The organism is Arthrobacter melezitosi, from assembly GCF_054511055.1.
Genome location: NZ_JBTNDJ010000010.1, coordinates 18,641 through 45,241 on the forward strand (window position 1 = coordinate 18,641; position 26,601 = coordinate 45,241).

The 26,601-nt window shown below is 72.3% G+C and carries 19 protein-coding genes; 7 read left to right on the forward strand and 12 right to left on the reverse strand.

Annotation, left to right across the window (positions count from 1 at the left end; translation table 11 throughout):
• Positions 1–9: 9 nt before the first annotated feature.
• From ACX80W_RS11550 to ACX80W_RS11565, 4 genes are read right to left on the reverse strand one after another with little or no spacing between them, the layout of a single operon-like run.
• Entirely contained in the window at positions 10–993 is a 984-nt protein-coding gene (locus ACX80W_RS11550; protein WP_459283385.1) for a GNAT family N-acetyltransferase, read from the reverse strand.
• A complete protein-coding gene (gene cydC / locus ACX80W_RS11555) occupies positions 980–4,540 on the reverse strand; it encodes a thiol reductant ABC exporter subunit CydC (protein ID WP_459283387.1) in 3,561 nt (1,186 codons plus the stop codon). The genes ACX80W_RS11550 and cydC overlap by 14 nt, the downstream gene beginning before the upstream one ends.
• Positions 4,537–5,559 carry a cytochrome d ubiquinol oxidase subunit II gene (cydB, locus tag ACX80W_RS11560; RefSeq protein WP_459283389.1) on the reverse strand — a complete coding sequence of 341 codons (1,023 nt, stop codon included), beginning with the start codon at positions 5,557–5,559 and terminating at the stop codon, positions 4,537–4,539. The genes cydC and cydB overlap by 4 nt, the downstream gene beginning before the upstream one ends.
• A gap of 42 nt (positions 5,560–5,601) precedes the next feature.
• Positions 5,602–7,191, reverse strand: a complete 1,590-nt coding sequence (locus ACX80W_RS11565; protein WP_459283391.1) for a cytochrome ubiquinol oxidase subunit I — start codon at positions 7,189–7,191, stop codon at positions 5,602–5,604.
• A 214-nt stretch (positions 7,192–7,405) separates the two neighbouring features.
• Between ACX80W_RS11565 and ACX80W_RS11570 the strand changes: the two genes are divergently transcribed.
• Together ACX80W_RS11570 and ACX80W_RS11575 are read left to right on the forward strand one after the other, a co-directional pair.
• Positions 7,406–7,774 carry a BlaI/MecI/CopY family transcriptional regulator gene (locus ACX80W_RS11570; protein WP_459283393.1) on the forward strand — a complete coding sequence of 123 codons (369 nt, stop codon included), beginning with the start codon at positions 7,406–7,408 and terminating at the stop codon, positions 7,772–7,774.
• Positions 7,775–7,780: 6 nt separating this feature from the next.
• Positions 7,781–8,758, forward strand: coding sequence for a M56 family metallopeptidase (locus ACX80W_RS11575; RefSeq protein WP_459283395.1), 978 nt, complete (start codon positions 7,781–7,783; stop codon positions 8,756–8,758).
• Positions 8,759–8,918: 160 nt separating this feature from the next.
• Here ACX80W_RS11575 and ACX80W_RS11580 read toward each other — a convergent pair whose 3' ends face one another.
• Positions 8,919–11,027 (reverse strand): DNA gyrase/topoisomerase IV subunit B, encoded by a 2,109-nt coding sequence (locus tag ACX80W_RS11580; protein ID WP_459283397.1) that lies wholly within the window; start codon positions 11,025–11,027, stop codon positions 8,919–8,921.
• 259 nt (positions 11,028–11,286) lie between these two features.
• Here ACX80W_RS11580 and ACX80W_RS11585 point away from each other — a divergent pair, with 259 nt between their 5' ends.
• Positions 11,287–11,508 (forward strand): DUF7455 domain-containing protein, encoded by a 222-nt coding sequence (locus ACX80W_RS11585; protein WP_459283398.1) that lies wholly within the window; start codon positions 11,287–11,289, stop codon positions 11,506–11,508.
• 144 nt (positions 11,509–11,652) lie between these two features.
• Here ACX80W_RS11585 and ACX80W_RS11590 read toward each other — a convergent pair whose 3' ends face one another.
• Both ACX80W_RS11590 and ACX80W_RS11595 read right to left on the reverse strand, forming a co-directional pair.
• On the reverse strand, positions 11,653–12,876 hold the full coding sequence (locus ACX80W_RS11590; protein ID WP_459283400.1) for an RNA polymerase sigma factor: 1,224 nt from the start codon (positions 12,874–12,876) through the stop codon (positions 11,653–11,655).
• A 271-nt stretch (positions 12,877–13,147) separates the two neighbouring features.
• Positions 13,148–14,443: a DUF4192 domain-containing protein gene (locus ACX80W_RS11595; protein ID WP_459283402.1), complete on the reverse strand. Its 1,296-nt coding sequence runs from the start codon at positions 14,441–14,443 to the stop codon at positions 13,148–13,150.
• A 227-nt stretch (positions 14,444–14,670) separates the two neighbouring features.
• Here ACX80W_RS11595 and ACX80W_RS11600 point away from each other — a divergent pair, with 227 nt between their 5' ends.
• On the forward strand, positions 14,671–15,978 hold the full coding sequence (locus tag ACX80W_RS11600; RefSeq protein ID WP_459283505.1) for an MFS transporter: 1,308 nt from the start codon (positions 14,671–14,673) through the stop codon (positions 15,976–15,978).
• A gap of 10 nt (positions 15,979–15,988) precedes the next feature.
• Here the strand turns inward: ACX80W_RS11600 and ACX80W_RS11605 are convergent, their stop codons facing one another.
• The 5 genes from ACX80W_RS11605 to ACX80W_RS11625 form a co-directional block, all read right to left on the reverse strand.
• Complete coding sequence (locus ACX80W_RS11605) at positions 15,989–17,104, reverse strand: winged helix DNA-binding domain-containing protein (RefSeq protein WP_459283404.1); 1,116 nt, start codon at positions 17,102–17,104, stop codon at positions 15,989–15,991.
• 8 nt (positions 17,105–17,112) lie between these two features.
• On the reverse strand, positions 17,113–18,864 hold the full coding sequence (locus ACX80W_RS11610) for an ABC transporter ATP-binding protein (protein WP_459283406.1): 1,752 nt from the start codon (positions 18,862–18,864) through the stop codon (positions 17,113–17,115).
• Positions 18,861–19,082: an RNA polymerase subunit sigma-70 gene (locus ACX80W_RS11615; protein WP_459283408.1), complete on the reverse strand. Its 222-nt coding sequence runs from the start codon at positions 19,080–19,082 to the stop codon at positions 18,861–18,863. The genes ACX80W_RS11610 and ACX80W_RS11615 overlap by 4 nt, the downstream gene beginning before the upstream one ends.
• A gap of 110 nt (positions 19,083–19,192) precedes the next feature.
• A complete protein-coding gene (locus ACX80W_RS11620) occupies positions 19,193–19,975 on the reverse strand; it encodes an SDR family oxidoreductase (protein ID WP_459283410.1) in 783 nt (260 codons plus the stop codon).
• Positions 19,976–20,165: 190 nt separating this feature from the next.
• Positions 20,166–21,152: a proteasome assembly chaperone family protein gene (locus ACX80W_RS11625; RefSeq protein ID WP_459283412.1), complete on the reverse strand. Its 987-nt coding sequence runs from the start codon at positions 21,150–21,152 to the stop codon at positions 20,166–20,168.
• A 333-nt stretch (positions 21,153–21,485) separates the two neighbouring features.
• Between ACX80W_RS11625 and ACX80W_RS11630 the strand changes: the two genes are divergently transcribed.
• The 3 genes from ACX80W_RS11630 (at position 21,486) to sucB (ending at position 26,563) form a co-directional block, all read left to right on the forward strand.
• Positions 21,486–23,033, forward strand: a complete 1,548-nt coding sequence (locus tag ACX80W_RS11630) for a leucyl aminopeptidase (RefSeq protein ID WP_459283413.1) — start codon at positions 21,486–21,488, stop codon at positions 23,031–23,033.
• A 195-nt stretch (positions 23,034–23,228) separates the two neighbouring features.
• Positions 23,229–24,611, forward strand: a complete 1,383-nt coding sequence (gene lpdA, locus ACX80W_RS11635) for a dihydrolipoyl dehydrogenase (RefSeq protein WP_459283415.1) — start codon at positions 23,229–23,231, stop codon at positions 24,609–24,611.
• Positions 24,612–24,760: 149 nt separating this feature from the next.
• Positions 24,761–26,563, forward strand: a complete 1,803-nt coding sequence (sucB, locus tag ACX80W_RS11640) for a 2-oxoglutarate dehydrogenase, E2 component, dihydrolipoamide succinyltransferase (RefSeq protein ID WP_459283417.1) — start codon at positions 24,761–24,763, stop codon at positions 26,561–26,563.
• The last annotated feature ends 38 nt before the right edge of the window (positions 26,564–26,601 follow it).

Below are 26,601 nucleotides of genomic sequence, written 5' to 3' on the forward strand. Positions count from 1 at the left end.
CGACGCCGGTCAGGTCACCGGAAGGTCGAACACCAGTGAACGCTGCGTGGGACGGTATCCCATCCGCTCGTACAGGCCGAGGGCGCCCGTGGGATTCTCGGTGTCGACGCCCAGGCCCGCGCTGTCCATGCCTCCCGCACGGAAGCGCCGCATGGCCTCCGCGAGCAGCGCCGGCGCCAGGCCGCGGCCCCGCCACGCGCGGCGCACGCCCAGCAGGTCCGTGTACCCTTCGGCGCGGCCGAGCAGTTCGATGGACCCGGGGTCGTAGCTGGCCATCTGGTAGGCGGCCACCGCCCCGGTCTCCCTGTCCACGAGGGCCAGGCTCCAGTCCGCCCGGAACTCGGGATGGGCGGTGACGAAGCCCCACGACTCGTCGTCGCGCGGTTCGCTCCCCCAGTGGTCCGCGAAGGCGTCGTTGTGCGCGAGCCGCACGCCGTCGGAGATTGCGTCATGAAAGGTCACGAGGTCAAGCTCCGCCGGGATGGCGAGCTCGGGGATCGGGTCCGCGAGCGGGCGGGTCATCTCGGTGAAGTACCGCACGACGGTGCTCCCGGTCAGTTCGAGCAGCGCCACATGGGAGGGGTTCCGCTCCTCGACGTACGTCCGCAGCACCCCGCCCTCCACACCGGCACGGGCGAGGCGGGCACGCGCCCGGTGCTTCTGCCAGGCGAACACGGCCCGGCCGATACCGCGCCGCCGCCACGCCGGGTCGACTCCCCCGGCGCTGTGCACCTTGACGGAGTCCGGGTTCATCGAGACCCGGCCGAACGCGCGGACCGTGCCCTCGGCGTCGAGGCCGAGGATGGTGTCCTCGCGCGGGTCGTTTTTCGAGGACCCCAGGGCCTGCTCGAGGTCGGCGCGCTCCTCAATCCAGTCCGGCTTGTCCTCCGCCGCCATCCGCAGGATCAGCTCATGCCACGGCCCGATGTCCTGCGCATCGATCGGGCGCCAGGTGAGGGAGTCGGGCAGGGCGGGACAGTCAGGCTGGCTCATACGCCCAGCGTAGGTCACCCCTGCCGGGGTGAACATCCCCGCCGTCCTGCCGCCCGATCCGCACCTCCTGCTCGCACAACGCCGCCTCGCGGGCGTCGTGGGTGACCAGCAGCACGGCCTTGTCGGCGAGTCCCCGGCGCAGGTCGTCCAGGAGGGCGCGGGCTCCGGCCGCGTCAAGGTGTGCGGTGGGCTCATCGAGCAGCAGGACATCGGCATCCGTCAGCAGGGCCCGGGCGACGGCCAGGCGCTGCCGCTGCCCGCCGCTGAGCCGGGCGCCGCCGGCTCCCACCCGAGCGTCGAGCCCCTCCTCGAGCTGGTCGAGGAAGGGGCCGAGGCCGACGGCGTGCAGGACCCGGACCAGCTCCGCCTCCGGGATGGGGGCGCCGCCGTTGCGTGCCAGCTGCAGGTTGGCCCGGAGGGTCGAGTTGAAGAGGTGGCTTTCCTGGGGGCACCAGGCGATCCGGCGCAGCACCGGTTCCCCGGGGGCCGCCGCCGTCCCGTTCACCAAGAGGCTGCCGGAGCTCAGCGGCAGAAATCCGAGCATCGCCCCGAGCAGGGTCGACTTGCCGCTGCCCGACGGACCGGTGAGGGCGGTCCAGCGGCCGGGTTCGAGGGTGAACGAGACACCGGAGACGACCGGGGCGTTCGACCCGTAGCCGACCGCCGCATCCCGCAGTGCCAGGGACCGGATGGGTCCGGCGCCGGGGCGGCCAGCGGTGGCGCCACCGGGCGCGGGCCGACCGGCGTTCCCCCGGCCTCCGCCGGCCGTCCGCCCGGCGCTCCGCGGACGGCGCCCGGCGGGCTCCTCCTGCCCGCCCGGGGGCGGCGCGAGGAGGGGGTGGATCCTCGCCGCGACGGCGCGCAGCGGCCCCCAGTGCTGCACGGCGGCGGCCCCGGCGCCGAACGGCTCGATCAGCGCCAGCTGCATCAGGGCGATGACGGCCGTGGTGTCCGCCGGGGCGCCGGCGGACACCGTCAGCACCCCGAGGGCCCCGGCGGTGCAGGCGAGCACGACGAGCCCCTGGCCGGTGCCGGCCGCCCAGGCCACCCGGCGCAGGCCCCGGGCGGCGGCGTGGTCGAGCGCCTTCCAGCGCCGCAGGGCCCTGCCGGCGGCATCGTTCGCCGCGAGATCCGGGGCGGCGCGCAGCAGCCGCGCCGTGTGCTGGAGCGATTCGGCCCTGCGTACCACGTTGGCGGTGCCGGCGGCCCGGTCGGCCAGGACCGCCGCGGCCGGAGCCGCGAGGAGCGCCACGGCGGCGGTCGCCAGCTGCCAGCCCAACGCGTCGGGCAGCAGCAGCGCCGTCGTCAGGACCGCCGCGGCCCCGGTCAGGACCGCCGTCAGCGGTGGAAGGACGGCCCGGGGGGTCAGGTCGCGCAGTTCGTCGACGTCCCCGATCAGGCTTTCGATGCCGCCGGAGCCGCGCGAGAGCGTCCGCCAGGACTCGGGGCGGCCCAGGAGGCCCTCCCACACGCGGAGGCGCACCCGGTCCGCCCGGGCGAAGACGGCGCGGTGAAGGGCGAGCCGCTCGCAGTACCGCAGCAGGGAGCGGCCGATGCCGAAGAACCTCACCCCCACGATGGCCGTCAGCAGGTACAGGATGGGCGGCTGCTCGGACGCCCTCACGATCAGCCAGCCCGACAGGGCCGTCAGGGCGACGGCGAACAGTGAGGCACCGAGGCCCAGGCCGGCGGCGCCGAGGAACCGCGGCTCCCACGGGCGGACCAGGGCCAGCACCGCCCTCAGCCGGCCCGCGGTGCCGGTGGCTCCCGCGTGGACCTGCACGTCACCGGGGGTCGAACCCGCGTCCGCGGAGGCAGCCCGGAGCTTCGAGGCCACCCGGGTGGAGGCCGTGGCGGCCGGTGCGGCGGCGGGCTCCAGGGCGCCGGGCGCGCCCGTTCCGGCGGCCGGGCCGCCCAGGACGACGGCGGCATCCGCGAGCGCCGCCGTCCGCCCGTCGTGGGCGATCAGCAGCACCGTGAGGCGGCCGCGGAGCGCGCGCAGGGCGGCGTGGATGGCTTCGGTCGACGCCGCGTCGACGTGGGCGGTCGGCTCATCGAGCAGCAGCAGGCGCACCCCGGGCCGGTGCCGGGCGCGCAGCAGGGCCCGGGCCACGGCGGCCCTCCGGGCCTCACCCGGGCTCAGCTCGCCGGTCCGCCGGCCGAGGAGGTCCCGTCCCCCCACGGCGGCGAGCCCCTCGGCGAGCGCCGGATCGTCCGCGGGCAGCCCCGCGTACAGGGCCAGTTCCTCCCCGACGGTGTCCTCGAGGAACTCCGGGTGCTGCGGAACCCACGCCACCGAGCCCGGGGCGGCGCCGGCGAGAGTGCCGGTGAGCTCCAACCCGGGCGGCGGGGCGGTGCCGGCGAGCAGTGCCATCAGGGTTGACTTGCCGCTGCCGCTTGGACCGGTCAGGGCCGTGACGGTGCCCTCCGGGAGGGTGAGGCTGAGCCCGGAGAACAGCGGCCGGGCGGTTCCCTCGAACCGCGCGGTGAGGTCCCGCACGGCGACGGGCCCCCCGGACCGCGCGGGCACGGGCCGGGGCGCATCGAGGATGGCGCGGACGCGCCCGCCCGCCTCCTTGCCGTCCTCGCTGGCGTGGTGGGCGGCCCCGACCTCGCGCAGCGGCGTGTAGCACTCCGGGGCGAGCATCAGGGCCAGGAGGGCGGTCTCCAGCCCGAGGTCGCCGTGGATCAGGCGCACCCCGGCGAAGACCGCGACGACGGCCACCGAGATGGTGCTGATGAGCTCGAGGGCCAGGGAGGAGAGGAACGCCGTGCGCAGGGTGGCCATGGTGCGCGCCGAGGAATGCCCGGCGATGTCCCCCAGGGCGCGGGTCTGCTGGGCCGCCCGCCCCAGGCCCACCAGCACGGGCAGACCCCGGGCCAGTTCGAGCAGGTGGTCCGACAGCCGGGCCAGGGCGGCCGCGGCGTCCCGCGTGCGCTCCTGCGTGTGCAGCCCGATCAGGACCATGAACACCGGGACCAGCGGGACGGTCAGGAGGATCACGAGGGCGCTGATCCAGTCCGCGGCGAGGATCCGTGCGCCGACCAGCAGCGGCACGACGGCGCATGTCACGAGCGCGGGAAGGTACTGGGTGTAGTACTTGTCGAGCCCGTCCAGGCCCCGGGTGAGCAGCACGCTCAACGCGCCGGTGCCGGCCGGGGCGCCGGGCGCGGTGGTCCCGCCGGGACCGGCCGCGGGGGCCGCGCCGCCGTCGCCGACGACACGCTCCAGGGCGGCGGAGCGCAGCCGTTCCTTCACCCCGACGACCAGGCGCGCGGCGGTGACGTCCTGGCCCCAGGCGGCTCCGGTGCGCAGCACGACGCCGGCGATCCCCTGGACCAGCAGGGAACCGGCCTCGAACTGTCCCGCGGCCAGGGAGGCAATCCCCGAGGCGAGGGCCGAGGCCACGAGTACGAGTCCTGCGGCCTTGGCCGCGGCGAGGACCCCGAGCAGGTACACCGCCGGCGTCGAGCCGACCGGGCCCGCCGGGGACCCGGGCCCCCTCCGGCGGCGCCTGCGCGCCGCCGCCTGGGCCGGAGCACTCACAGCGGTGTCACTGCGTGGGCCGCGGGGATGCTCCGTTCGGAGATCCGGCGCCGGAACACCCAGTAGGTCCAGCCCTGGTAGGCCAGGATCAGCGGCAGCCCGAAGGCCGCCACGACGCTCATCAGGCCCAGCGTGTACGGGGAGGACGCCGCGGACTCCACGGTCAGGTCGAACAGAGGGTCCAGCGTCGAGGGAAGCACCACGGGGAAGGCCGCGGCGAAGATCGAACCCACCGTCAGCACCAGGGCGCCCCCCAGCGCCGCGAAGGCCCGGCCGTCGCGGTCCCGGCGCGCCGCACCCCAGGAGGCGGCCGCGCAGCAGGCGGCGAGGACCAGGGCGGCGGCGGTCAGCGCCGTCCCGCCGCGGACCTGCACCACGAGGGCCCAGGCGAGCATCGGCAGCAGCGCGAAGGGCAGCAGCCGCCGCACCACCCGCAGCGCCGTGTGCCGCACGCCGCCCTCGGTCTTGAGCGCCAGGAACGCCGCGGCGTGCACCAGGCAGAAGAGCACGACGGCGGCCGCACCCAGCAGCGCGTAGCCGGTGAACCAGGCGAAGGGGCCACCCTCGCGGTCGCCGTTGGCGTTGATCGGCAGCCCGGTGGTGGTCAGGGCCAGCGCCGCCCCGATGCCGGCGGCGGCGGTCAGGGACCCCAGGGCGATCGCCCAGTCCCAGCGGTTCCGCCAGGCGGCGCTGTCGACCTTGCCGCGCCATTCGAAGGCGACGGCCCGGAAGATCAGTCCGAGCAGGACGGCGGTAAAGGGCAGGTAGAGCGTCGACAGCAGCGAGGCGTACCAGGCGGGGAACGCCGCGAACGTGGCCCCGATGGCGGTGATCAGCCACACCTCGTTGCCGTCCCAGACCGGTCCCACGGTGTTCAGCAGCACCCTGCGCTGGGAGTCGGTGCGGTAGGTCAGCTTCATCAGCATGCCCACGCCCAGGTCGAACCCCTCAAGGAAGAGGTAGCCGGCCCACAGGACGGCGATGAGGACGAACCAGAGGGTGGGAAGAGCCTCGGACATGCGTGAATACCTTTTTCTGTCTCGGCCGCGGAAGGGCGGCCGTTAGTACGCGAAGGAGAGGACGTCGGCGTCGTCGGCGCGGTGCGGCGTGCCGCCGTCGTCCTCGGATGCCGGTGGGTGCGCGAGTTCGGGCATGGCCGAGGCCACCCCGCCCCGGACGTAGGTGAAGAGCAGCCGCACCTCGATGACCAGCAGCACCGCGTACACCGAGGCCAGGGCCACGAGGGAGGTGAGCAGTTCGGCGGCCGTGACCCCGGGCGACACAGCGGCGGCGGTGAACATGAACACGCTGTCGATGCCGGCGAAGTCGGGGTTGGGCGCGACGACGAAGGGCTGGCGGCCCATCTCGGTGAAGATCCAGCCGGCGGCGTTGGCGCCGAAGGGGGCGAGGATGCCGAAGACGGCCAGGCGCATCAGCCACCGCGACTGCGGGACGGTGCCCCTGCGCAGCACCCAGAGGGCCGCGGCGGCCGCCATGGCGGCGATGGCGCCGAAGCCGATCATGATCCTGAAGCCCCAATAGGTGACCTCGAGGACGGGCAGGTAGTCGATCTCGGTGCCGGCGCGCTCGCCGTAGATGGGGTTGTCGGGCAGGTGGGTTCCGTACTTTTCCTGGTACTCCGGCAGCAGCGTGTTCACGCCCTTGACCTCGGTGGTGAAGTCGCCGTTGGCCAGGAAGGACAACACCCCGGGGACCTCGATGACGGCCACAATGTCCTCGCAGCTCTGGGCGCCGAGGTCGCCGACCGAGAGCACGGAGAAGCCGGTGCCGTCGTGGCAGGCGGCCTCCGCGGCGGCCATCTTGATGGGCTGCTGCTCAAACATCAGCTTGCCCTGCACGTCACCGGAGACGGCGGTGCCCGCGAAGGCGATCATGGCGACGACGGCGCCGAGCCGTGCCGAACGCAGCCAGACCCGGTGGTCGGTGGTGTCCCGCGACGCGGCGGCCGGGGTGCCGGTGCCGACCACCACCCGGCCGGCGGCGTCGACGGTGTCGATCCCGTCCCGGCGGCGCTTCCAGAGGTGGTACCAGCTGATGCCGAGCAGGAACGCCCCGGCCACGGCCAGCGCGCCGAACACCGTGTGGGGGAAGGCCACCAGCGCGGTGTTGTTGGTCAGCACCGCCCAGATGTCGTTGAGGACGGGGCGGCCGTCCACCACCTCGTACCCGACCGGGTGCTGCATCCAGGAGTTGGCCACGAGGATGAAGTAGGCGGAGAGGACCGAGGCCAGCACCGCGGCCCACAGGGTCAGGAGGTGGACCAGCCGGGGCAGGCGCTGCCAGCCGAAGATCCAGAGGCCGAGGAAGGTGGACTCCACGAAGAAGGCCAGGAGGGCCTCCAGGGCCAGGGGCGCGCCGAAGATGTCCCCGACGAAGCGGCTGTACTCGCTCCAGGCCAGGCCGAACTGGAACTCCTGGACGAGCCCGGTGGCCACGCCCATGATGAAGTTGATGAGGAAGAGCTTGCCCCAGAAGCGCGTCATCCGCAGGTAGGACGCCTCCCCGGTGCGGTACCAGAGGGTCTGCATCACCGCCACGAGCAGGCCCAGGCCGATGGTCAGCGGAACCATCAGGAAGTGGTAGACGGTGGTGATGCCAAACTGCCACCGGGCAATTTCCAAGGCTTCCATGAAACCCTTTCGCGTACACCGCGCACTGCGCGGCAGTTGTTCTACGTTGCGTAGAAATCTTCTTCTACATAGCGTAGAACAATTTTCGGGAGGGTTCTACATGGCGTAGAAATGCGCGGCGAAAAGCGGTATCCTATAGTACGTAGAGCCATATCCTGTCCCCGGGCAGGGGCGGCACCCACGGACACATTCGGATTTCGCATAAAGGAACAAGATGGCAACCCTCGGAGACCTCGAACGCACAGTGATGGACCTGCTGTGGTCAACTTCCGGGGCACTCACGGCCAACGAACTGCGTGACTCCATCGCCGTCGTCCCGGCCGGCGCCGCCACCGGGCGCGAGCTTGCCGTGACCACCGTGCTGACCGTCCTGTCCCGGCTGGAAAAGAAGGGCCTTGTGCAGCGTGAGCGCAACAGCCGGCCCCACCGCTACAAGGCGGTCACCAGCCGCGCCGACCACACCGCCGAACTGATGCACGAGGTGTTCGCCAAGGCACCCGACCGGGAGGCGGTGCTGGCGCGCTTCATCGGCAGCGTCTCGGAGTCCGAGGCGCAGACGTTGCGCAGGCTGCTCGGCACCTAGGCTCAAGTGGTCTGGGCGTCATACTTCCTGGCGGCCCTCGCGGTGTTCCTCGCGTGGCCGGCGCCCATCGCGTTGTCCCGCGCCCGCTGGCCCGCGCGCTCCCCCTTCACCGCCATGGTGCTGTGGCAGTCGATTGCCCTCGCCGGCGGGCTGTCGATGATCGGCGCCATGATGGTGTGGGGCCTGGCCCCGCTGGGCGACAACCTCGTGGCGGCCTCCCTCGGGCTGGTGGACGTGCTGAGGGAGCAGCGGTCCGCCGAGACGCTCGGCGTCGTGCACGTGTTCGCCCTGAGCGCCGCCACCCTGCTCGGGGTCCACCTGGTCTTTACGCTCATGCTGACCTTCATCCGTATCCAGCGCCAGCGGCGGCGCCACCGCAGCATGCTGCGGCTGCTGAGTTCGCCGGTGAAGGACTCCCCGGCGACCCTGGTGATCAACCACCCTACGCCGGTTGCCTACTGCCTGCCCGGCGGGGCGCGCTCGGTGACCGTCCTGTCCGACGGGCTCCTCGAGATGCTCAGCCGGGAGGAACTCGACGCCGTCCTGACCCACGAGAACGCCCACCTCCAGCAGCGCCACCACCTGCTCCTGTGGGCGTTCGCCGCGTGGCGCTCCGCCCTGCCCTGGCTTCCCACCTCGCAGCTGGCGCAGGTCGCGGTCACGGAGCTGATCGAAATGCTGGCCGACGACCAGGCCCTCAAGCACGTCGACGAATCCACCCTGGTGCGCGCCATCGCCATTGTCGCCGCCGGATCACCGGCCGTGGCCGACACCGCGCCGTCGGCCAACAGCCGGCTCGAGCTGCCCGCGCCGGACGCCGGGACCGTGGCCGAGGACTGGAACACCTCGGTGCACCGGCTGCGCCGGCTGCTGAGCCCCGTGCGCCCCCTGACGGCGGTCCAGCGCGTGACGGCGCTGGGCTCGGCCGGACTGCTGCTGGTGGCCCCTCCCCTGCTGCTGATCGCGCCCGCCCTACCGGGGTGAGGCGCCCTGCCCGGGTGAGGCGCCCGCCGGGGACCGCTCCGGGCGTCGTACCGGGCCCGATCGCGACACCCGCACCCGGAAGCGACGTCCGCGCCGCCTTTATCCGGCGCGGACGTCGCATTCGGGCCCGGCGGACGCGTCGGGGTGCGTCGGCCGGGCGCTAGGCGTCGATGCGGTCCCGGTCCAGGGTTGCGGCCCCGGCCACGATGAAGTCCTTGCGCGGGGCGACGTCGCTGCCCATCAGCAGGTCGAAGACCCGCTCGGCGGACTCCGCCTCGGAGATCCGCACCCGGCGCAGCGTCCGGTGGCGCGGATCCATCGTGGTTTCGGCCAGCTGGGCGGCATCCATCTCCCCCAGGCCCTTGTAGCGCTGGATTGGCTCCTTGAAGCGCTTGCCCGCCTTCTCCATGGCGGCCAGGAGCCGGTGCAGCTCGTTCTCGGAGTAGGTGTAGACCATCTCGTTCGGCTTGGAGCCGGGGTTGATGACCTCCACCCGGTGCAGGGGCGGCACCGCGGCGTAGACCCGTCCGGCCTCCACGAGCGGGCGCATGTAGCGGAAGAAGAGGGTCAGCAGGAGGGTGCGGATGTGCGCGCCGTCGACGTCGGCGTCCGTCATGAGGATCACCTTGCCGTAGCGCCGGGCGTCGAGCTGGAAGCTGCGCCCCGAGCCGGCCCCGACCACCTGGATCAGCGCCGCGCACTCGGCATTGGAGAGCATGTCCCCCACCGAGGCCTTCTGAACGTTGAGGATCTTGCCCCGGATCGGCAGCAGGGCCTGGTAGTCCGAGGACCGGGCGAGCTTGGCCGTGCCGAGGGCGCTGTCGCCCTCGACGATGAACAGCTCGGACCGCTCCGGGTCGTCGATCCGGCAGTCGGCGAGCTTACTGGGCATGGAGGAGGTCTCCAGGGCGTTCTTCCGGCGCTGGGTCTCCTTGTGCACGCGGGCCGAGATGCGCGACTTCATCTCCGCGACGACCTTCTCCAGCAGCAGCGCCGACTGGGCCTTGTCCGCGCGGGCCGTCGAGTTCAGCCGGGCCGTGATCTCCTTCTCCACCACCTTGGCCACGATGGCCTTCACCGCGGAGGTGCCCAGGATCTCCTTGGTCTGGCCCTCGAACTGCGGTTCGGCGAGGCGCACGGTGAGGACGGCGGTGAGGCCGGCGAACACGTCGTCCTTCTCGATCTTGTCGTTGCCCGCCTTGAGCTTGCGGGCGTTGGCCTCGATCACCTTGCGGAAGGTCTTCAGCAGGGCCTGCTCGAACCCGCTCTGATGCGTGCCGCCCTTGGGGGTGGCGATAATGTTCACGTAGCTGCGCATCGTGGTCTCGTAGCCGATGCCCCAGCGCAGGGCGATGTCGACCTCGCAGTCCCGCTCCACCTCGGCCATCTGGCTGTGGCCGCGCTCATCGAGCACCGGGACCGATTCCTTGAACCGGCCCGAGCCGTGGATGCGCCACACGTCGGTGACGGCCGCGTCGACGGCGAGGAACTCGGCGAACTCGGAGATGCCGCCGTCGTGCTGGAAGACCTGCTCGACCGGCCCGGCTTCGCCGGGGGTGCCGGGGATGCGCCGCTCGTCGCGCAGGGTGATCCTCAGGCCGGGCACCAGGAACGAGGTCTGCCGGGCGCGCGTCTCGAGCTCCTCGTAGGAGAACTTCGCGTCAGGGGTGAAGATCTGCCGGTCGGCCCAGTAGCGGATGCGGGTGCCGGTGACGCCGCGCTTGGTGGTGCCGACGACGTCGAGCCGTGAACTGTCGAGGAACGGCTCGAAGGACGCCGTGGGCGAGATGGTCTTCCCGTCGATGAACCGGCCGGGCTCGCCGCGGCGGAAGGACATCTTGTAGGTCTTCCCGCCGCGGTCGACGTAGGCGTCGAGGCGGGCCGAGAGCGCGTTGACCACGCTGGCGCCGACCCCGTGGAGGCCGCCGGAGGCGGTGTAGGAGCCGCCGCCGAACTTGCCGCCGGCGTGCAGCTTCGTGAAGACGACCTCGACGCCGCTGAGCCCGGTCTTGGGTTCGGCGTCGACCGGGATGCCGCGGCCGTCGTCGTGGATCTCGACCGAGCCGTCGGCGTGCAGGATCACGGTGATGCTCTGGCCGAACCCGGCGAGGGCTTCGTCGACGGAGTTGTCGATGATCTCCCACAGGCAGTGCATCAGGCCGCGGGAGTCCGTCGAGCCGATGTACATCCCGGGCCGCTTGCGGACGGCCTCAAGGCCCTCGAGGACCGAAAGATGGCGTGCGGTGTAGTCGGAACTGAGTGGGGTCACGTTGGGGTGATCTCCTTGACGCGTGGCTGTGGTGAGGGACCCAGCGCCCGGGAACGGCCGCTCGACACCAAGGTCCAGCTTATTACCCGGCACCGACATCACCGCGCAGGCCCGGCCGCGGCGGCGGGTAGCCCGGGTCAGGTCCGGCGGTGTCAAGGCGGGGCCCGCCGTACGCCGGGAGCGAAAGAAAACCCACCCTGCGAAGAAACGGCAACGAATAATGGTTATATGAATACACGATCCACATGAGGAGGCATTCATGAGTACTGCAGTAGCAACCCGAGAACTTACCGCCCAGCACCGCTGCGACCGCTGCGGAGCCCAGGCCTACGTGCGCGCAGTCCTTTCAACCTCCGGTGGAGAGCTTCTGTTTTGCGGCCACCATGCACGGTCCGTTGAAGCGAACCTGAGGCCGCTCACTTCCGAGTGGCAGGACGAGACCGAGCGGCTCCGCGAGAAGCCGGTCGCCAGCGAGGACTGAGCCGCCCGCGGCCCGTCCGCCGCGCGCAGCGGAACCGGTACGCCGGGCACCCGTTTCGACCAGATACAGGAAAGGCCCCCTCCGCGGAGGGGGCCTTTCCTGTATCTGGGGTGCGGTGGACCAGGACGGCCCGCCGCCCCGGTGTCAGTCGAGGTAGTCCCGCAGCACCTGCGAGCGTGACGGGTGGCGCAGCTTGGACATCGTCTTCGATTCGATCTGGCGGATCCGCTCGCGGGTGACGCCGTAGACCTTGCCGATTTCGTCTAACGTCTTCGGCTGGCCGTCGGTGAGCCCGAAGCGCATGGCGACGACGCCGGCCTCGCGCTCCGAGAGCGTGTCGAGCACCGAGTGGAGCTGTTCCTGCAGCAGCGTGAAGCTGACCGCGTCGGCCGGCACGACGGCCTCGGAGTCCTCGATGAGGTCACCGAACTCCGAGTCGCCGTCCTCGCCCAGCGGCGTGTGCAGCGAGATGGGCTCGCGCCCGTACTTCTGCACCTCGACGACCTTCTCGGGGGTCATGTCGAGCTCGAGGGCCAGCTCTTCGGGGGTGGGCTCGCGGCCCAGGTCCTGGAGCATCTGGCGCTGCACGCGGGCGAGCTTGTTGATGACCTCGACCATGTGGACCGGGATGCGGATGGTGCGGGCCTGGTCGGCCATGGCCCGGGTGATGGCCTGGCGGATCCACCAGGTGGCGTAGGTCGAGAACTTGAAGCCCTTGGTGTAGTCGAACTTCTCGACGGCACGGATCAGGCCCAGGTTGCCTTCCTGGATGAGGTCGAGGAAGAGCATCCCGCGGCCCGTGTAGCGCTTGGCCAGGGAGACGACGAGCCGGAGGTTCGCCTCGAGCAGGTGGTTCTTGGCGCGCTTTCCGTCGTGGATGACGAATTCGAGTTCGCGGCGCAGCTTCGGGTCCATGTCCGGGTCCGCGGCGATCTTCTCCTCGGCGAACAGTCCGGCCTCGATGCGCAGCGCGAGGTCGACTTCCTGCTCGGCGTTGAGCAGTGCGACCTTGCCGATCTGCTTGAGGTAGTCCTTGACCGGGTCGGCGGTCGCGCCGGCGGACACCACCTGCTGGGCGGGGGCATCGTCGTCGTCGGCGTCGGAGTAGACGAATCCGGTGGCCGTTCCGACCTCCGCCTCGGCGGGGTCGGGCTTGATCTCGTCGGCGTCCGGCTCGACCGCGGCGTCCACGATGGACTCGACAGGCTCGTCGATCGGGTCGACGGCCACTGCGGCATCGGTTGAAGCTTTCGCCGGCGTCTTGGCTGCTGCAGCCTTGGAGGCAGCCTTCTTCGGTGCGGCTCTGCGCTTGGTGGTGGTGGTTCCGGCTTCCACTGAAACCGGGGCTGCTGTCTTCTTGACCGACACAGAGAACCTTTCATACGCGGCTTGCGGTGCCATCAAGGGGACAACACCACTATGACCCTGTCAAGTCCGCGCCTTGGGCCAGACGGAGACCGAGGACCTGTTCTCTACAGAACTTCCTCCAGGTGCCGGACTATTCCGGGCCTGCCCTGTTCGGGCGGGCACCGGAGCCCCGCAGGCCTCCATGTGATGCGCGGACCCCACCGGGTCTCGTCGTACATTGTCTCACGCTTTGGGCTGGGCGCGCATTTCCCGGGCCGCCGCGGGAGGCAGGTTACCCCGGCTGCCGGCGCCGGGCGCCCCAGGACGTGTCCGGGCGGCGGGCCCAGGCCGGGAGGACTCCGCGGAGGGTCAGTTCCTTCAGGAGCCGGGCCAGCCGGTAGCCGGGGCAGGCGCCGTCCGCGCGCTCCAGGTACACCCAGGCCAGGGACCCGCGGCCACGGGCGAACTCGATCCATCCGAGCATCGTCAGCACCGCCGCCTGGGATTCGCCCGAGGACACCGCGGCGAGGCGGAGGAGGAGGTCGTAGGCGCCGTCCAGGCTCTCCCACCGCGGCGCGCCGGCCGACCGTCCGGCCAGGAAGTCGACGTAGCGCCCGCACGCCCCGGCGGACTCCGTGCCACCGTACGGGCCGCAGCCCGGCGGCGGATCCTCCCCCACCCCGCCTCCGGGCGGACCGCCCCCACGTCCGTCAACGGGCGCCTCGGGCAGGCGGCGGTTCGGAGCATGGAAGGCGGCGGGCAGCACCGGCGCCTCCGCCGCGGAGCCCCCGCGCAGCACTCCGCAGGCATGGGCGCCCTGCTCGGCCGCTTCACGGCCCAACCCCGCCAGCACCAGGACCGAATCCCGGACTGCCCTGCAGGAGAGGCCGGCCAGCAGGAAGGCCGCCGTATCCGCATCCCCCGGGCCCGCCGGCGGCCGCGGGCCCGCGATCACCCGGTCCCAGACGTCCAGGGTCGCCCGGAACTGCACGGTGGTGGTCCAGGTCCGGGCGCACCGGCGCCGGTAGGCCGCCGCGAGCTCCTCGACCGGAGGTTCCGCCGGAGCCGCCGGAGGCATTGCCGCGGCCGTCTCCGCCGACGGCGAGAAGGAGCTGCCGCGCAGGACCAGTTCGGCGCTGGCGGTGCTGTCGGCGATCTCCTCCAGCGGCCGCCCCGGCCAGGGGCAGCAGCCGTCGTCGCCGCAGAAGTACTCCCGCCACCCCGTCGGGGAGATCAGCCAGCCGTCCCGGAGCGGGGTGCCCGCCGCCCGCATCGACCGGTCCAGCTCCCGGACCTCCCGGCGGTAGGGCGGCCGTCCGGGGGCGGACCACCGCGCCCCGGTGTAGAGGGCCATCACGGCGCCGTCGGCCTCCGTGTCGGAGGCCAGGATCGCCGCCACCGATTCGGCATAGCTGCCGGCATCGGCGCCGGGGACGGGAAGGTCGACCCGCAGCGTCGCGCCCACCCGGCCGCCCGAGAGGGTCAGCACCACGAGGCTCTCCTCCGGGAGGAATCCGAGCGCGTGCGGAATGTAGGCGAGCAGATCGGCCGCCGAGTCCAGGTGCAGCCGTGCGGGGTCCGGAGTCATGGTCCAAGCCTGCGCCGCGGGCTCCCCGCCGGCCGGGGCCGGAACCCCTAAGTGGACAACCCCTGGTGTCCACCCGCCCCGGTGCGGCCCCGGTGGACCGGGTGGCCCGACCGCCGGGACGGACCCGCTTCCGCGGTCCGTCGGGCAAAGGCGTGGCCGGAGCGCGGTCCGGTGGTATTACTGGGTGGGTGAACACGAGACTCCCCCGGCAGGGGGACACACGTTCGATGTCCGGCGGCGACGCCGCGGAGCAGGCGTCCGACCCCGGGGACCGCGCCCAGCGCCGGGTGGTCCGGGTCCTGGCGGCCGCCCAGATCCTCGGGGGTATCGGGATGGGCGCCACGCTGTCCCTCGGTGCGCTGCTGGCCGCCGACCTCTCCGGCTCCAGCGCCTGGTCCGGGATGGCAGCGACGATGAGCACGCTCGGCGCAGCGGTCCTCGCCGTTCCCCTGGCCCGGCTGGCCCAGCGGTCCGGCCGCAGCATCTCCCTGTCCACCGGCGCCCTGGTGGCGGGGGCCGGCGCCGTGCTGGCCATTGCCGCGGCCGCGGTGTCGCAGTTCCCCCTCCTGCTGCTGGCCCTGCTGCTGCTCGGCGCCGGTTCGGCGACCAACCTCCAGGCACGCTTCGCCGCGACGGACCTCGCCTCCGAAAGCACCCGCGGACGCGACCTGTCCCTGGTGGTGTGGTTCACCACCATCGGGGCGGTGCTGGGGCCCAACCTGTTCGAGCCCGGGGAAGCCCTCGGGGCGCTCCTCGGCCTGCCCCCGCTCTCCGGGGCCTTCGTGTTTTCCGCGGTGGCGCAGGCGGCAGCCGCCGCTGTCTATGCGGTGTGCCTGCGCCCCGACCCCCTGCTGACCGCCCTCGCCCGGCGCGGCACGACGCCGGGTCCGGTGCGCCGCCGGGGCGGCCTGGCGGCCCTGCGCACGAACCCGGTGGCCCGCTATGCGGTGATCGCCATCGCCTGCAGCCACGCCGCGATGGTGGCCCTGATGTCAATGACCCCGGTGCACCTGCGCGACCATGGGGCGAGCCTCGCCGTCGTCGGGCTGACCATCAGCCTCCATGTCGCCGGCATGTTCGCCTTCTCCCCCGTCTTCGGCTGGCTGGCCGACCGCGCCGGACGGATCGCCGGGATCCTCACGGGCCAGGCGCTGCTGCTCGGCGCGCTGGTGCTCGCCTGGGCCGGCGCCGAGTCGACGGCGGCCGTGACCGCCAGCCTCATCCTGCTCGGGCTGGGTTGGTCGGCCTCCGTGGTGGCGGGATCCGCCCTGGTCGCCGAGTCGGTGGTGCTCCCGGAGCGGGCCGCCGTGCAGGGCGTGTCGGATCTGTCGATGAATGCCGCCGGGGCACTCGGCGGGGCGCTCGCCGGTCCCCTGCTGACCCTCCTGGGGTACTCGGGCCTCGGGTTGACGGTGACGGGCCTGGTGGGCCTGGTGATCCTGTGGACCGCGGTGCGGGCCGCCTCCGCGCCGCGCCCGGCGGACACCGCGCCGGACGCCCCCGGTGCACCGCGCGCCGGCGAAGCCCGACGCTGAGGAGGGGCCCTCACCCCCGCTCCCCGACCTCAACCGGCAGTCCGAGGAACTGCGCGTAACGCGCCGCGGCGGCCCTCACCGCTGCCTCCTCCGCCCCGGCGGCGCCGGTGAACCGTGCTTCGGGGAACGTGGCGACGGTGAGCGGGACCGCGCCCCGGCGCGCCTCCTGCGACCAGGTGCCCACGATCCTGCCCGAAGCTGCCAGCGCCGGACGGAACAGCCCGTTCACCGCCGGGCCGACGGCGCCGCGGTACCGGTCGTCGAGGACGAGGCTCCGGTCCGCGTAGCCGATGGTGTATTCGTCGAAACCCGGCAGCAGGTGCACCGTGAGCGGCGCCGGTCCCCCGGAGTAGTTGCCGAGGACCCCGGGGTCCAGGTAGGAGGGCTCCCCGTCGCCGGGCAGCACGGCAAGGTCCGGTGCGGCGAGGCCGGCGGCGAGCCGGGAGTCGGCAAGGGTGAGCCCGCTCCACCAGGCGAGGTCGCGGGCCGTGGCGGGTCCGTGGCCGGCGAAGTAGCGCAGCGCGAGCCGTCCGAGCGCCTCATCCCGCTCCGGCAGGTCGACCGCCGGGATGCGGTCCCGGAAGCGCGCGAAGGTCTGGGTCCGGCCCTGCGCCGGGCCGATGACGACCACCTGCGTCTCGGCGAGGAAGCGCAGGAGGTGGGAACCGCGCTGGCCCCCGGTCGGGATGCCGGCGTCCTCCAGTAGGCGCAGGACGGCGCTGCGCGGCAGCGCGGTTCCCTCCAGTGCCGCCTCCAGGACCTCCGCGGCCTTCGCGAACACCGCCGTGCTGAGGCCGGTGTCCCGCCACAGCTTCCCCCTGCCGCTCCAGGCCCGCGGGCCGAGCAGCGAGAGCAGCCACGGCGCATCCGCCGGTGTGGCCAGGTGGAGGGTGCCGCGCATCGTCCAGGTCTGCACGAGCGAGCCGTCGTGCAGGGCTCCGGCGAGCGCCGCGTCGGTGAGCCCCGGGGTGCGCAGGCCGACGCTCCAACGGGCCCCCGGGAGGTTCTGCGCCTGCACGGCGAGCAGCCGGCGCACGGTCTCCACTGCTCCGCCGGAGGGGCTCCCGGTGAGCCGGTGCGAGCGCAGGCGGAGCCGGCGCAGGTCCTCGGGGGTCAGGGCTGCCACGGCGCCCCTCAGGCGTGCTGGACGAGCCGCTGGCGCACCGCCATCTCCCGGTACAGCGCGCTGGAGTCCACGAGGGACGCGTGCGTGCCCGAGGCGACGAGCCGCCCGCGGTCCAGAACCAGGATCCGGTCGAAGTCGGCGACAGTGGAGAGGCGGTGGGCGACGACGACGACGGTGCGGCTGCGGGCGGCCTCGCCGAGGGTCCGCTGCAGCAGCTGTTCGGTGCGCGAGTCCACGGCCGAGGTGGGTTCGTCCATCAGGAGCACCGGCCGGTCCGCCAGGAGCACCCGGGCCCAGGCGAGGCGCTGGCGCTGCCCGCCGGAGAGCCGGACGCCGTCCTCGCCGAGGTTCAGTTCGAGGCCCGCGCCGGACCGCTCGGCCAGGTCGGCCAGGCCCACGGACTCCAGCACCGCCGCCATCCGCGCCTCGGTGGCGTCGGGCGCGCTGATGCGCAGGTTGTCGGCGAGGGTCCCGCTGAGCACCGGCGCCTCCTGCTCGACGAGGCCGAGGCGGGAGCGCAGTTCACTGCGCCGGATGGTGCGCAGTGGGACGCCGTCGAAGCTGATGGTGCCGCCGGAGGGCTCGTAGAACCGCTCGAGGAGGCCCAGCACCGTCGACTTTCCGGCGCCGGAGGGCCCGACGATCGCCGTGCGGCTGCCGGCGGGGACCGAGAAGCTGAGGTCGGTGAGGACCGGCTCGCCGTCGTCGTACCCGAAGGAGACCCCGTCGAAGCGGACCTCCGGTGCGGCGGATCCGGTGCGCCCCGGGGCGAGGCCGTCCTCGTCCCGGGCCTCGGGCTCGAGCCGGGCGACCTCCTGGATCCGGTCGAGCGCCGCCAGCCCGGCCTGGATCTGGACGAAGGCACCCAGCGCCGACCCGATGGGCAGCACCAGGAGGAACAGGTAGAGGATGAACGCCATGAGGTCCCCCAGCGGAAGGGACCCGTTGGCCACCCGGACGCCGCCCACGGTCAGCACGACGATGAAGGCGCCCTGGATGCAGATCGACATGATCGGCTCGACGACGGCCTGCAGCTTGGCCGTGGCGATCCCGGCGCGGTAGGCGCCGACGGCCTCCCGGTCGATGAGGGCGGCCTCGCGGTCCTCGGCGACCGCGGCCTTGATGGTGCGGATGCCGGAGAGGCCGCGCTCCACCGCGGCCGCCATGGCGCCGACCGCCTCCTGCACCTGCCGGCTGCGCCTGCGGATCAGCGATCCCAGCAGCACGACGCCGGCCGCACCGCCCAGCACGGCGGTGAGGGTGATGCCGAAGAGCAGGGGGTCGAGCAGGACCATCAGGACGACGGCGGCGGTGAACATGAGCACGGAGGAGACGATCTCGAACAGCCCGGAGGTGATGACGCTGCGCAGCAGCGTGGTGTCGGACCCGACCCGGGACATCAGGTCGCCCACGCGCCGGGCGTCGAACTCGCGCACCGGCAGGCGCAGCAGCTGGCCCACGAGGGAGCGGCGCACGCCGAGCACGACGGACTCGGCGGTGCGCTGCAGGAGGTAGGACTGACCGGCGCTGAAGACCGCCTGACCGAGGGTGATCGCCACGAGCAGCCAGAGGAAGGCCGTCCAGGCGGTGCCGGCCCCGACGGCGTTGATGAGCCGCTGGACCATGAGCGGCTGCAGCAGCGCGAGGACCGTGGCGGCGAGGGAGACCGCGCCGGCGGCCACGAGCAGCCGGACGTGCCCGCGCAGGTAGGGCAGGAACTCGGCGAAGGAGGCCCGCCGCACCGGCGCCTCGGCGCTCACTGCCGGCGTCCGAGCAGGCCCCGCCCGCCGTACTTGCGGTGCACGGCCTGCCGGGTCACCCCCAAGGGGCCGGCGATCTGCTCCCAGGTGAGACCCCGGGCCCGGGCGCGCCGGACCTGTACGGCCTCGACCCGTTCGAGCTCCTGCCGGAGCCTCGCCGCCGCCGCGAGCCCGGACTGCGGGTCGTCGTCCGCGGCCGCCATGCGTACAAGATCCATCATGTCCTCCACTCTCATGGTGTCAACTTAGATTGACTTCCCGAGGCGTGTCAAGGACTGTTGACACAGGTGGTGACGGGCCCGGCGGCGGACGCGGGGTGCTTCCCGGCTCAGTCCCGGGCGGCCGCGCCCGTCCACGAGGCGTAGGTGGAGCCGAGGACGAGCGGGTCGGCGGGGAGGTTCGATCCCCGGCGGAAGGCCTTCCCCGCGGCCCCGGGCAGGGGAACAGGGAGCGGCAGGCCCCTGCGCCCGGGCACCCGCAGGTAGTCGGCGGCGTACTGGCGTGCGGTGCGGACCTCCGGTCCGGCCACCTCGCGCGCGTGCCCGCGCGTCCCCGCCGGCACGAGCTCAACCAGGCGGTCGGCGACGGCGGCCGGATCGATGGTCTGGAAGCGGGCGCCGGAGAGGTATGGGCAGAGCCCGACCCGGCGCAGGGAGGAGTGCATCGCCTCGACGAAGCTGTGGAACTGGGTGGCGCGCAGGATGCAGGTCTCAAGGCCCGCCCCGAGGTAGGCCTGTTCCTGGGCCAGCTTCGCCTGGTAGTAGGGCAGCGGGGACTTTTCGATCCCGACGATCGACAGCAGTACCGCACGATTCACGCCCTCCGCCGCGGCCGCCTCCAGGAGCCGGGCGGGCCCTTCGACGAAGGTGCCCCGCTGGGCCGCCCGGAGCTTCGCGTTCGTCACGTCGATCAGCGCCTCACACCCGCGCAGCGCCTCCCGCAGGCCCTCCCCCGTCGACACGTCGGCCCGTCGGTACCGGGCGCCGTCCGGCGACTCCGGCAGCCCGCCCCGGCGGGAGAGCACCGCGACGTCGTGCCCGTCCTTCAGCAGCGCCCGGGTCACCAGCGACCCGACCGCTCCGGTTCCACCCACCACTGCAACCCTGCGCACCGCGCCCCCTGCCGCTCCACGTCCCGGCACGCTCCTGGCCGGATGACGCCACTCTAGAGGGCGGGCCGCCCGGAGGGCGTGAGCGCCGCGCAAGAGGCCGGCGGAGACGGGGCGGGGCCCGGGGGTTAACGCAACCAACACCCACCCCCACCCCCCCCCCCCCCCGTCCGCGTGGCGTGATGCGGCCCGCTCAGCGCTGCCCGAAGGGATCGGCCGGATCCTCACGGTCGTCGTCATTGTCCGGCGCGCCGCCGAGCAGCAGGCTCGACTCCTCCTCGGCCTGGGGGCTGGCGAGGTAGGCCTCGACCTCGGCGCCGAGCTCGTCCGCGCTCGCCAGTTCGTTGTCCTTCACCAGCAGCGAGCGCCGCTCCATGCTTGCGGTGCGTTCGTCGTAGTTCTCCTCGAGGGAGCTCACCACCGACTGCACCTCGGCCGAGCCGCTCACCTGGCGGGCGATCTGCCGCTCGACGACGCGCCCGGTCTCCCGCAGGCGGTCGGTGGGCAGCATGAGTTCCGCCGTGGCGCCGAGGTGTTCGAGGGCGGCGACGGCCGCCGGCGGGTACTCCGCCTCGGCCAGGTAGTGGGGCACGTGCACGACGAGCCCTACGACGTCCACCCCGGCCTGCATCAGCCGCAGCTCCATCAGGGAGCCCACCGAGGACTCGACCTGCACCGTGGGGCGCCAGGCGTTCATGCCGGCCGTCAGGTCCGGACGGTTGCCGTGGGCGGTCACGCCGATGGGCCGGGTGTGGGGAACCGCCATGGGGGCGGAGTGCACCCAGGCCACGAGGGTGACCTCGAAGTCCTCGATCAGGACGTGCACGGCGCGGACGAAGCGTTCCCACTGCAGGTCCGGCTCGAGGCCCGCCAGCAGGAGGAACGGCGCACCGAGGCCGTCGTGGAGCAGGTGAAGCTCAAGGCGCGGCGCCTGGTAGTCCGTGAAGTGGTCCTCCTCGAACAGGATCCGGGGCCGCCTGCTGCGGTAGTCGATGAGCTGGTCGGTGTCGAACACCGCGACGACCTCCGAATCGAGGGTCTCCAGCAGTTCCTCGCTCACCTGGGAGATGACCTGTCCGGCGTCGAGGAAGCCACTCAGGCCGGCGAGCAGGGGCAGTCCGCGCAGCCGCTCGGGGTCGACCGTCGGACTAAGACTGAACAGTGTGCGTGGATCAAGCATCATTTCCTCCTGCATATCCCGAGGCAGCCGGCGCGGCCGCGCCTTCGGGTTTCCAACTACTCTGCTGATTCTCTCAACACCGCGCGGGCGCCCGGCATTCCGCACCGCCGACACACCGGAGTCCGGCGGGATCCGGCGGGCTCCCGCACCCCGGAGTGGTCCCGGCCGGGGGTGCTTCCGGGCGGGCGGGGCCGGTCGAGTGCCGGGCACGCCGGGCGATACGATCGAAGGACGGACACCGGCCCGCCCGCGGCCCGGCGCCGGACGCCGGCCCACACACTGTACCGGCGGCCCGGAGCCCGATTCCCCATCCCGGAAAGAGGAAACACCTTAGTGATGAAGCCAAGCGAGCCCACCCTGGCAGCGGTTGCCAAAGACCTCAAGAAACTTCCAAGTGATGCCCTGGTCATCGGAGTGGGCAAGGGCCCGGACGGCCCGGCGCTGCTCGACAGCCCCCTGCCCGCGAAGGCCGCCCGCGCCCTGGGCGATTCGCTCCAGGTGCTGGGCGTGACGGGCGCGGCCGACGAGGTCCGCCGGCTGGCCGCGCTCCCCGACACCGGCTCGGAGTCCCTCGTGCTCGTGGGCGTGGGTGCGCACACCCCCGGAACCGCCCTGCCGGCCGAAACCCTCCGGCGCGCCGCCGGAGCCGCCCTGCGCCAGCTCAAGGGCCTCGACACCGTCGTCCTCGCCCTGCCGGTGCCGGACGTGGCGGACGCTGTTGCGGTCGCCGAGGGCGCGGCCCTGGGCGCCTACGCCTACGACGGGTACCGCTCGGGCCTGGGCGCCGACGGCAAGCCGGCCCCCCGCAAGGACGACCAGCCGGTGCGCAGCATCCTGATCCACACCGCCTCCGCGCAGGAGCCGGCGCTGACGGCGGGGCTGGCGCGCGCCGCCGTCCTGGCGAAGAGCGTCAACGCGACCCGCACCCTGGTAAACCAGCCGCCGAGCCACCTCTACCCGGAGACCTTCGCCCAGGCCGCCCGCGACCTGTCGAAGGGCCTGCCCGTGAAGGTGACGGTGATGGATGAGAAGAGGCTCGAACGCGACGGCTACGGCGGAATCCTCGGCGTCGGCAAGGGCTCCTCCCGGCCGCCGCGCCTGGTGAAGGTCGAATACGCGCCCGCCCGCTCCAAGGTGCACCTTGCCCTGGTCGGCAAGGGCATCACCTTTGACTCCGGTGGATTGTCCCTGAAGCCGGCCGCGGGCATGCAGACCATGAAGCTCGACATGGCCGGCGCCGCCGTCGTCCTCAACACCGTCCTGGCCGTTGCCGAGATGGGCCTGTCCGCCAGGGTGACCGCCTGGCTGTGCCTCGCCGAGAACATGCCCTCGGGCACCGCCCAGCGTCCCGAGGACGTGCTCACCACCTACGGCGGCCGTACCGTCGAGGTCCTCAACACCGATGCCGAGGGCCGCCTGGTGCTCGCCGACGGCCTCGCCGCCGCCAGCGAGGAGCACCCCGACGCCATCATCGACATCGCCACCCTCACCGGCGCCCAGATGATCGCCCTCGGCACCCGCACCTCCGGCATCATGGGCGACGACGGCGTGCGTGACGCGGTCAAGGCCGCGGCCGACCGCGCAGGCGAATCGTTCTGGCCCATGCCCCTGCCCGAGGAGCTGCGCCCGAGCCTGGACTCCCAGGTCGCCGACATCGCCAATATCGGCGAGCGGTTCGGCGGCATGATGACGGCGGCCGTGTTCCTGCGCGAATTCGTGGGGCAGAACGACGGGGAGAAGATCCCGTGGGCCCACCTGGACATCGCCGGGCCGGCCTTCAACGAGGGCTCCGCCTACGGGTACACCCCCAAGGCGGGCACCGGCGTCGGCGTCCGCACGCTCCTCGCCTATGTCGAGGACGTCCTGGAGCGGGCCTCCTAATTCCCTCCGGGAGCCGCCAGGCAGACCCTGCCCGGCGGCTCCCGTGAGACTGCCCACACGTGCCCCGAATGGGCGGTTCCCATGTGGCCGCGCGCAGCATGGAGCGATAGGGTAAAGCCTGATCACCAAGCAATTTGGCACAATCAATCACCGACGCGCCCCGGCGCGTCAATGCTTACGCGAGGGAGCGTCAAAGTGGCCGATACGGCAGCTGCGCAAGAATTCGACATCCTGATCCTCGGCGCGGGAAGTGGTGGCTATGCCGCCGCACTCCGGGCGGTTCAGCTGGGCTTCACGGTGGGTCTCGTGGAGAAGGGCAAGCTGGGTGGCACCTGCCTCCACAATGGCTGCATCCCCACCAAGGCACTCCTGCACACCGCGGAGGTCGCCGACAGCGCCCGCTCGGCGGGCAAGTACGGCGTCAACGCCACCTTCGAGTCGATCGACATGGGTGCGGTCAACGCGTACAAGGAAGGCATCATCGCCAGTAAGTTCAAGGGACTCTCGGGCCTGATCAAGTCCCGCGGAATCACCGTGATCGAGGGCGCCGGCCGCCTGACCTCGCAGAACACCGTCGAGGTCAACGGGACCTCCTACACGGGCAAGAACATCATCCTCGCCACCGGCTCGTACTCCCGGACCCTGCCCGGCCTCGAGATCGGCGGACGCGTCCTGACCTCCGACCAGGCCCTGCAGATGGACAGCGTGCCCAAGAGCGCCATCATCCTCGGCGGCGGCGTCATCGGCTGCGAGTTCGCCTCCGTCTGGGAGTCCTTCGGCGTCGACGTCACCATCATCGAAGCCCTCCCCTCCCTCGTGCCCAACGAGGACGCCACCATCGTCAAGGCCTTCGAGCGCGCCTTCAAGAAGCGCGGCATCAAGTTCAACACCGGCACCCGCTTCCAGGGCGTTGAGCAGCACGACGACGGCGTCACCGTGACCCTCGAGGACGGCAAGACCTTCCAGGCCGACCTCATGCTCGTCGCCGTGGGCCGCGGACCGGTCACCGCCGACCTCGGCTTCGAGGAAGCGAGCCTGACCCTGGACCGCGGCTTCGTCATCACCAACGAGCGCCTGCACACCGGCGTCGGCAACATCTACGCCGTCGGCGACATCGTTCCGGGCCTGCAGCTCGCGCACCGCGGCTTCCAGCAGGGCATCTTCGTCGCCGAAGAGATCGCCGGCCTCAAGCCGGTCATCGTCGAGGACCTCAACATCCCCAAGGTGACCTACAGCGAGCCCGAAATCGCCTCGGTCGGTTACACCGAGAAGGCCGCCAAGGAGAAGCTGGGCGAGGACCGGGTCCTCACCCAGGAGTACAACCTGGCCGGCAACGGCAAGAGCTCGATCATCGGAACCGGCGGGCTGGTCAAGCTCGTCCGGGAGAAGGACGGCCCCATCATCGGCGTCCACATGCTCGGAAGCCGCATGGGCGAGCAGATCGGCGAAGCGCAGCTGATCGTCAACTGGGAGGCCTACCCGGAGGACGTCGCCCAGCTGGTGCACGCGCACCCGACGCAGAACGAGGCACTCGGCGAGGCCGCCCTGGCCTTCGCCGGCAAGCCGCTGCACAGCTGAGCCCCGCACCGGACCAGCAGGACGGGCCGGGTGCACCCCTCACGGGGTGCACTAAGCTCGCAATAAGCTCCACCCGCATTTTCAGCTGACCCGGCACCGCCGGCGGCCCAGCTGCCAGGAACGAACCAACAAGGAGAAACGGGGACACTATGTCTGAATCCGTGAACTTACCCGCTCTCGGTGAAAGCGTCACCGAGGGCACCGTCACCCGCTGGCTGAAGCAGGTAGGCGACCGTGTCGAAGTTGACGAGCCGCTCCTTGAGGTCTCGACCGACAAGGTCGACACCGAGATCCCCTCGCCGATCGCCGGCGTGATCGAGGAAATCCTCGTCGCCGAGGACGAGACGGCCGAGGTCGGCGCCCCGCTGGTGCGCATCGGCGACGGCTCCGGCAGCGGCTCGGCCGACTCCAACGGCAGCGCCGCGGCGCCCGCCGCCGAAGCCGCTCCCGCACCCGCCCAGGAGGAGGCACCGGCCGCCGAGCCCGCACCCGAGCCCGCCCAGGAGGAGGCTGCCGCACCGGCCGCCTCCGGCGGCTCCGACGGAGAATCGGGCGGGGGCACCGAAGTCACCCTCCCGGCGCTTGGCGAGAGCGTCACCGAAGGCACGATCACCCGCTGGCTGAAGGCCGTCGGCGACGAGGTCGCCGTCGACGAGCCGCTGCTCGAGGTCTCCACCGACAAGGTCGACACCGAAATCCCCTCCCCCGTGGCCGGAACCCTTCAGGAGATCCGCGTCAACGAGGACGAGACGGCCGAGGTCGGCTCCGTCCTCGCGGTCATCGGCACCGGCGCGGGAGCACCCGCCAAGGCCGAGGCACCCCAGGGCGAGCCCCTGGCCGCCGCCGAGGCCGAGACCCGGGAGACACCGGTCGCGGCACCGCGCGCCGAGGACAAGCCGAAGCCCGCCGAGGCGACGTCCGAGCCGGAGCAGGAAACGGCTCCCGAGCCCGCGCCCGCTCCGCAGGCGGCCCCCGCCGCCAAGCAGGAAGCCCCCGCCGAAGCCCAGTCCGCCGGGGACGCCTACGTGACCCCGCTGGTGCGCCGCCTGGCGAACCAGAACGGCGTCGACCTCGCCTCCGTCACCGGCACCGGCGTCGGTGGACGGATCCGCAAGCAGGACGTCCTCGAGGCCGCCGAGGCGGCCAAGGCCGCCGCCCCGGCGCCGGCCGCTGCGGCACCGGCTGCCGCTCCGGCACGCGCCGCCGCTCCCGCGGCGGAGCCCTCCAAGCTCCGCGGCACCGTCGTCAAGGCTCCGCGCATCCGGCAGACCATCGCCAAGCGCATGCGGGAGTCCCTGGAGGTGTCGGCGCAGCTGACGCAGGTCATCGAGGTGGACATGACCCGGGTGGCCCGGCTGCGCACCGCGGCGAAGGACAGCTTCCTGGCCCAGAACGGCGCGAAGCTGACCTTCCTTCCGTTCATCTCGAAGGCGGTCACCGAGGCGCTGAAGCAGCACGCGAAGCTCAACGCCTCCTTCGACGAAGAGAAGAAGGAAATCACCTACCACGACGCCGAGCACCTGGCGATCGCCGTGGACACCGACAAGGGCCTCCTGGTTCCGGTGATCCGCGACGCGGGCAACCTGAACCTGGGCGGCCTGGCCAAGAAGATCGCCGATGTCGGGGCGCGGACCCGCAACAACCAGATCGGCCCGGATGAGCTGTCCGGTGGAACCTTCACGATCACCAACATCGGGTCGGTCGGGGCCCTGTTCGACACCCCGATCATCAACCAGCCGCAGGTCGGAATCCTCGGCACCGGTGCGATCGTCAAGCGCCCCGTCGTGATGACCGACGCCGACGGCGAGGACACCATCGCGATCCGCTCGATGATGTACCTGAGCCTGACCTACGACCACCGCCTGGTGGACGGCGCGGACGCGGGCCGGTTCCTGCAGGCCCTCAAGGCGCGCCTTGAGGAAGGCGCCTTCGAGGCCGAGCTCGGCCTCTAGGCTCCCGCCTCCAACGCCAAAGGGCGGCGTTCCCTCCG

Coding starts and splice junctions, on each gene's coding strand:
- ACX80W_RS11550 (WP_459283385.1), bottom strand. CDS start 993: ATGAGCCAGCCTGACTGTCCCGCCCTGCCCGACTCCCTCACCTGGCGC.
- cydB (WP_459283389.1), bottom strand. CDS start 5,559: ATGTCCGAGGCTCTTCCCACCCTCTGGTTCGTCCTCATCGCCGTCCTG.
- ACX80W_RS11565 (WP_459283391.1), bottom strand. CDS start 7,191: ATGGAAGCCTTGGAAATTGCCCGGTGGCAGTTTGGCATCACCACCGTC.
- ACX80W_RS11570 (WP_459283393.1), top strand. CDS start 7,406: ATGGCAACCCTCGGAGACCTCGAACGCACAGTGATGGACCTGCTGTGG.
- ACX80W_RS11585 (WP_459283398.1), top strand. CDS start 11,287: ATGAGTACTGCAGTAGCAACCCGAGAACTTACCGCCCAGCACCGCTGC.
- ACX80W_RS11595 (WP_459283402.1), bottom strand. CDS start 14,443: ATGACTCCGGACCCCGCACGGCTGCACCTGGACTCGGCGGCCGATCTG.
- ACX80W_RS11600 (WP_459283505.1), top strand. CDS start 14,671: ATGTCCGGCGGCGACGCCGCGGAGCAGGCGTCCGACCCCGGGGACCGC.
- ACX80W_RS11615 (WP_459283408.1), bottom strand. CDS start 19,082: ATGGATCTTGTACGCATGGCGGCCGCGGACGACGACCCGCAGTCCGGG.
- ACX80W_RS11625 (WP_459283412.1), bottom strand. CDS start 21,152: ATGCTTGATCCACGCACACTGTTCAGTCTTAGTCCGACGGTCGACCCC.
- sucB (WP_459283417.1), top strand. CDS start 24,761: ATGTCTGAATCCGTGAACTTACCCGCTCTCGGTGAAAGCGTCACCGAG.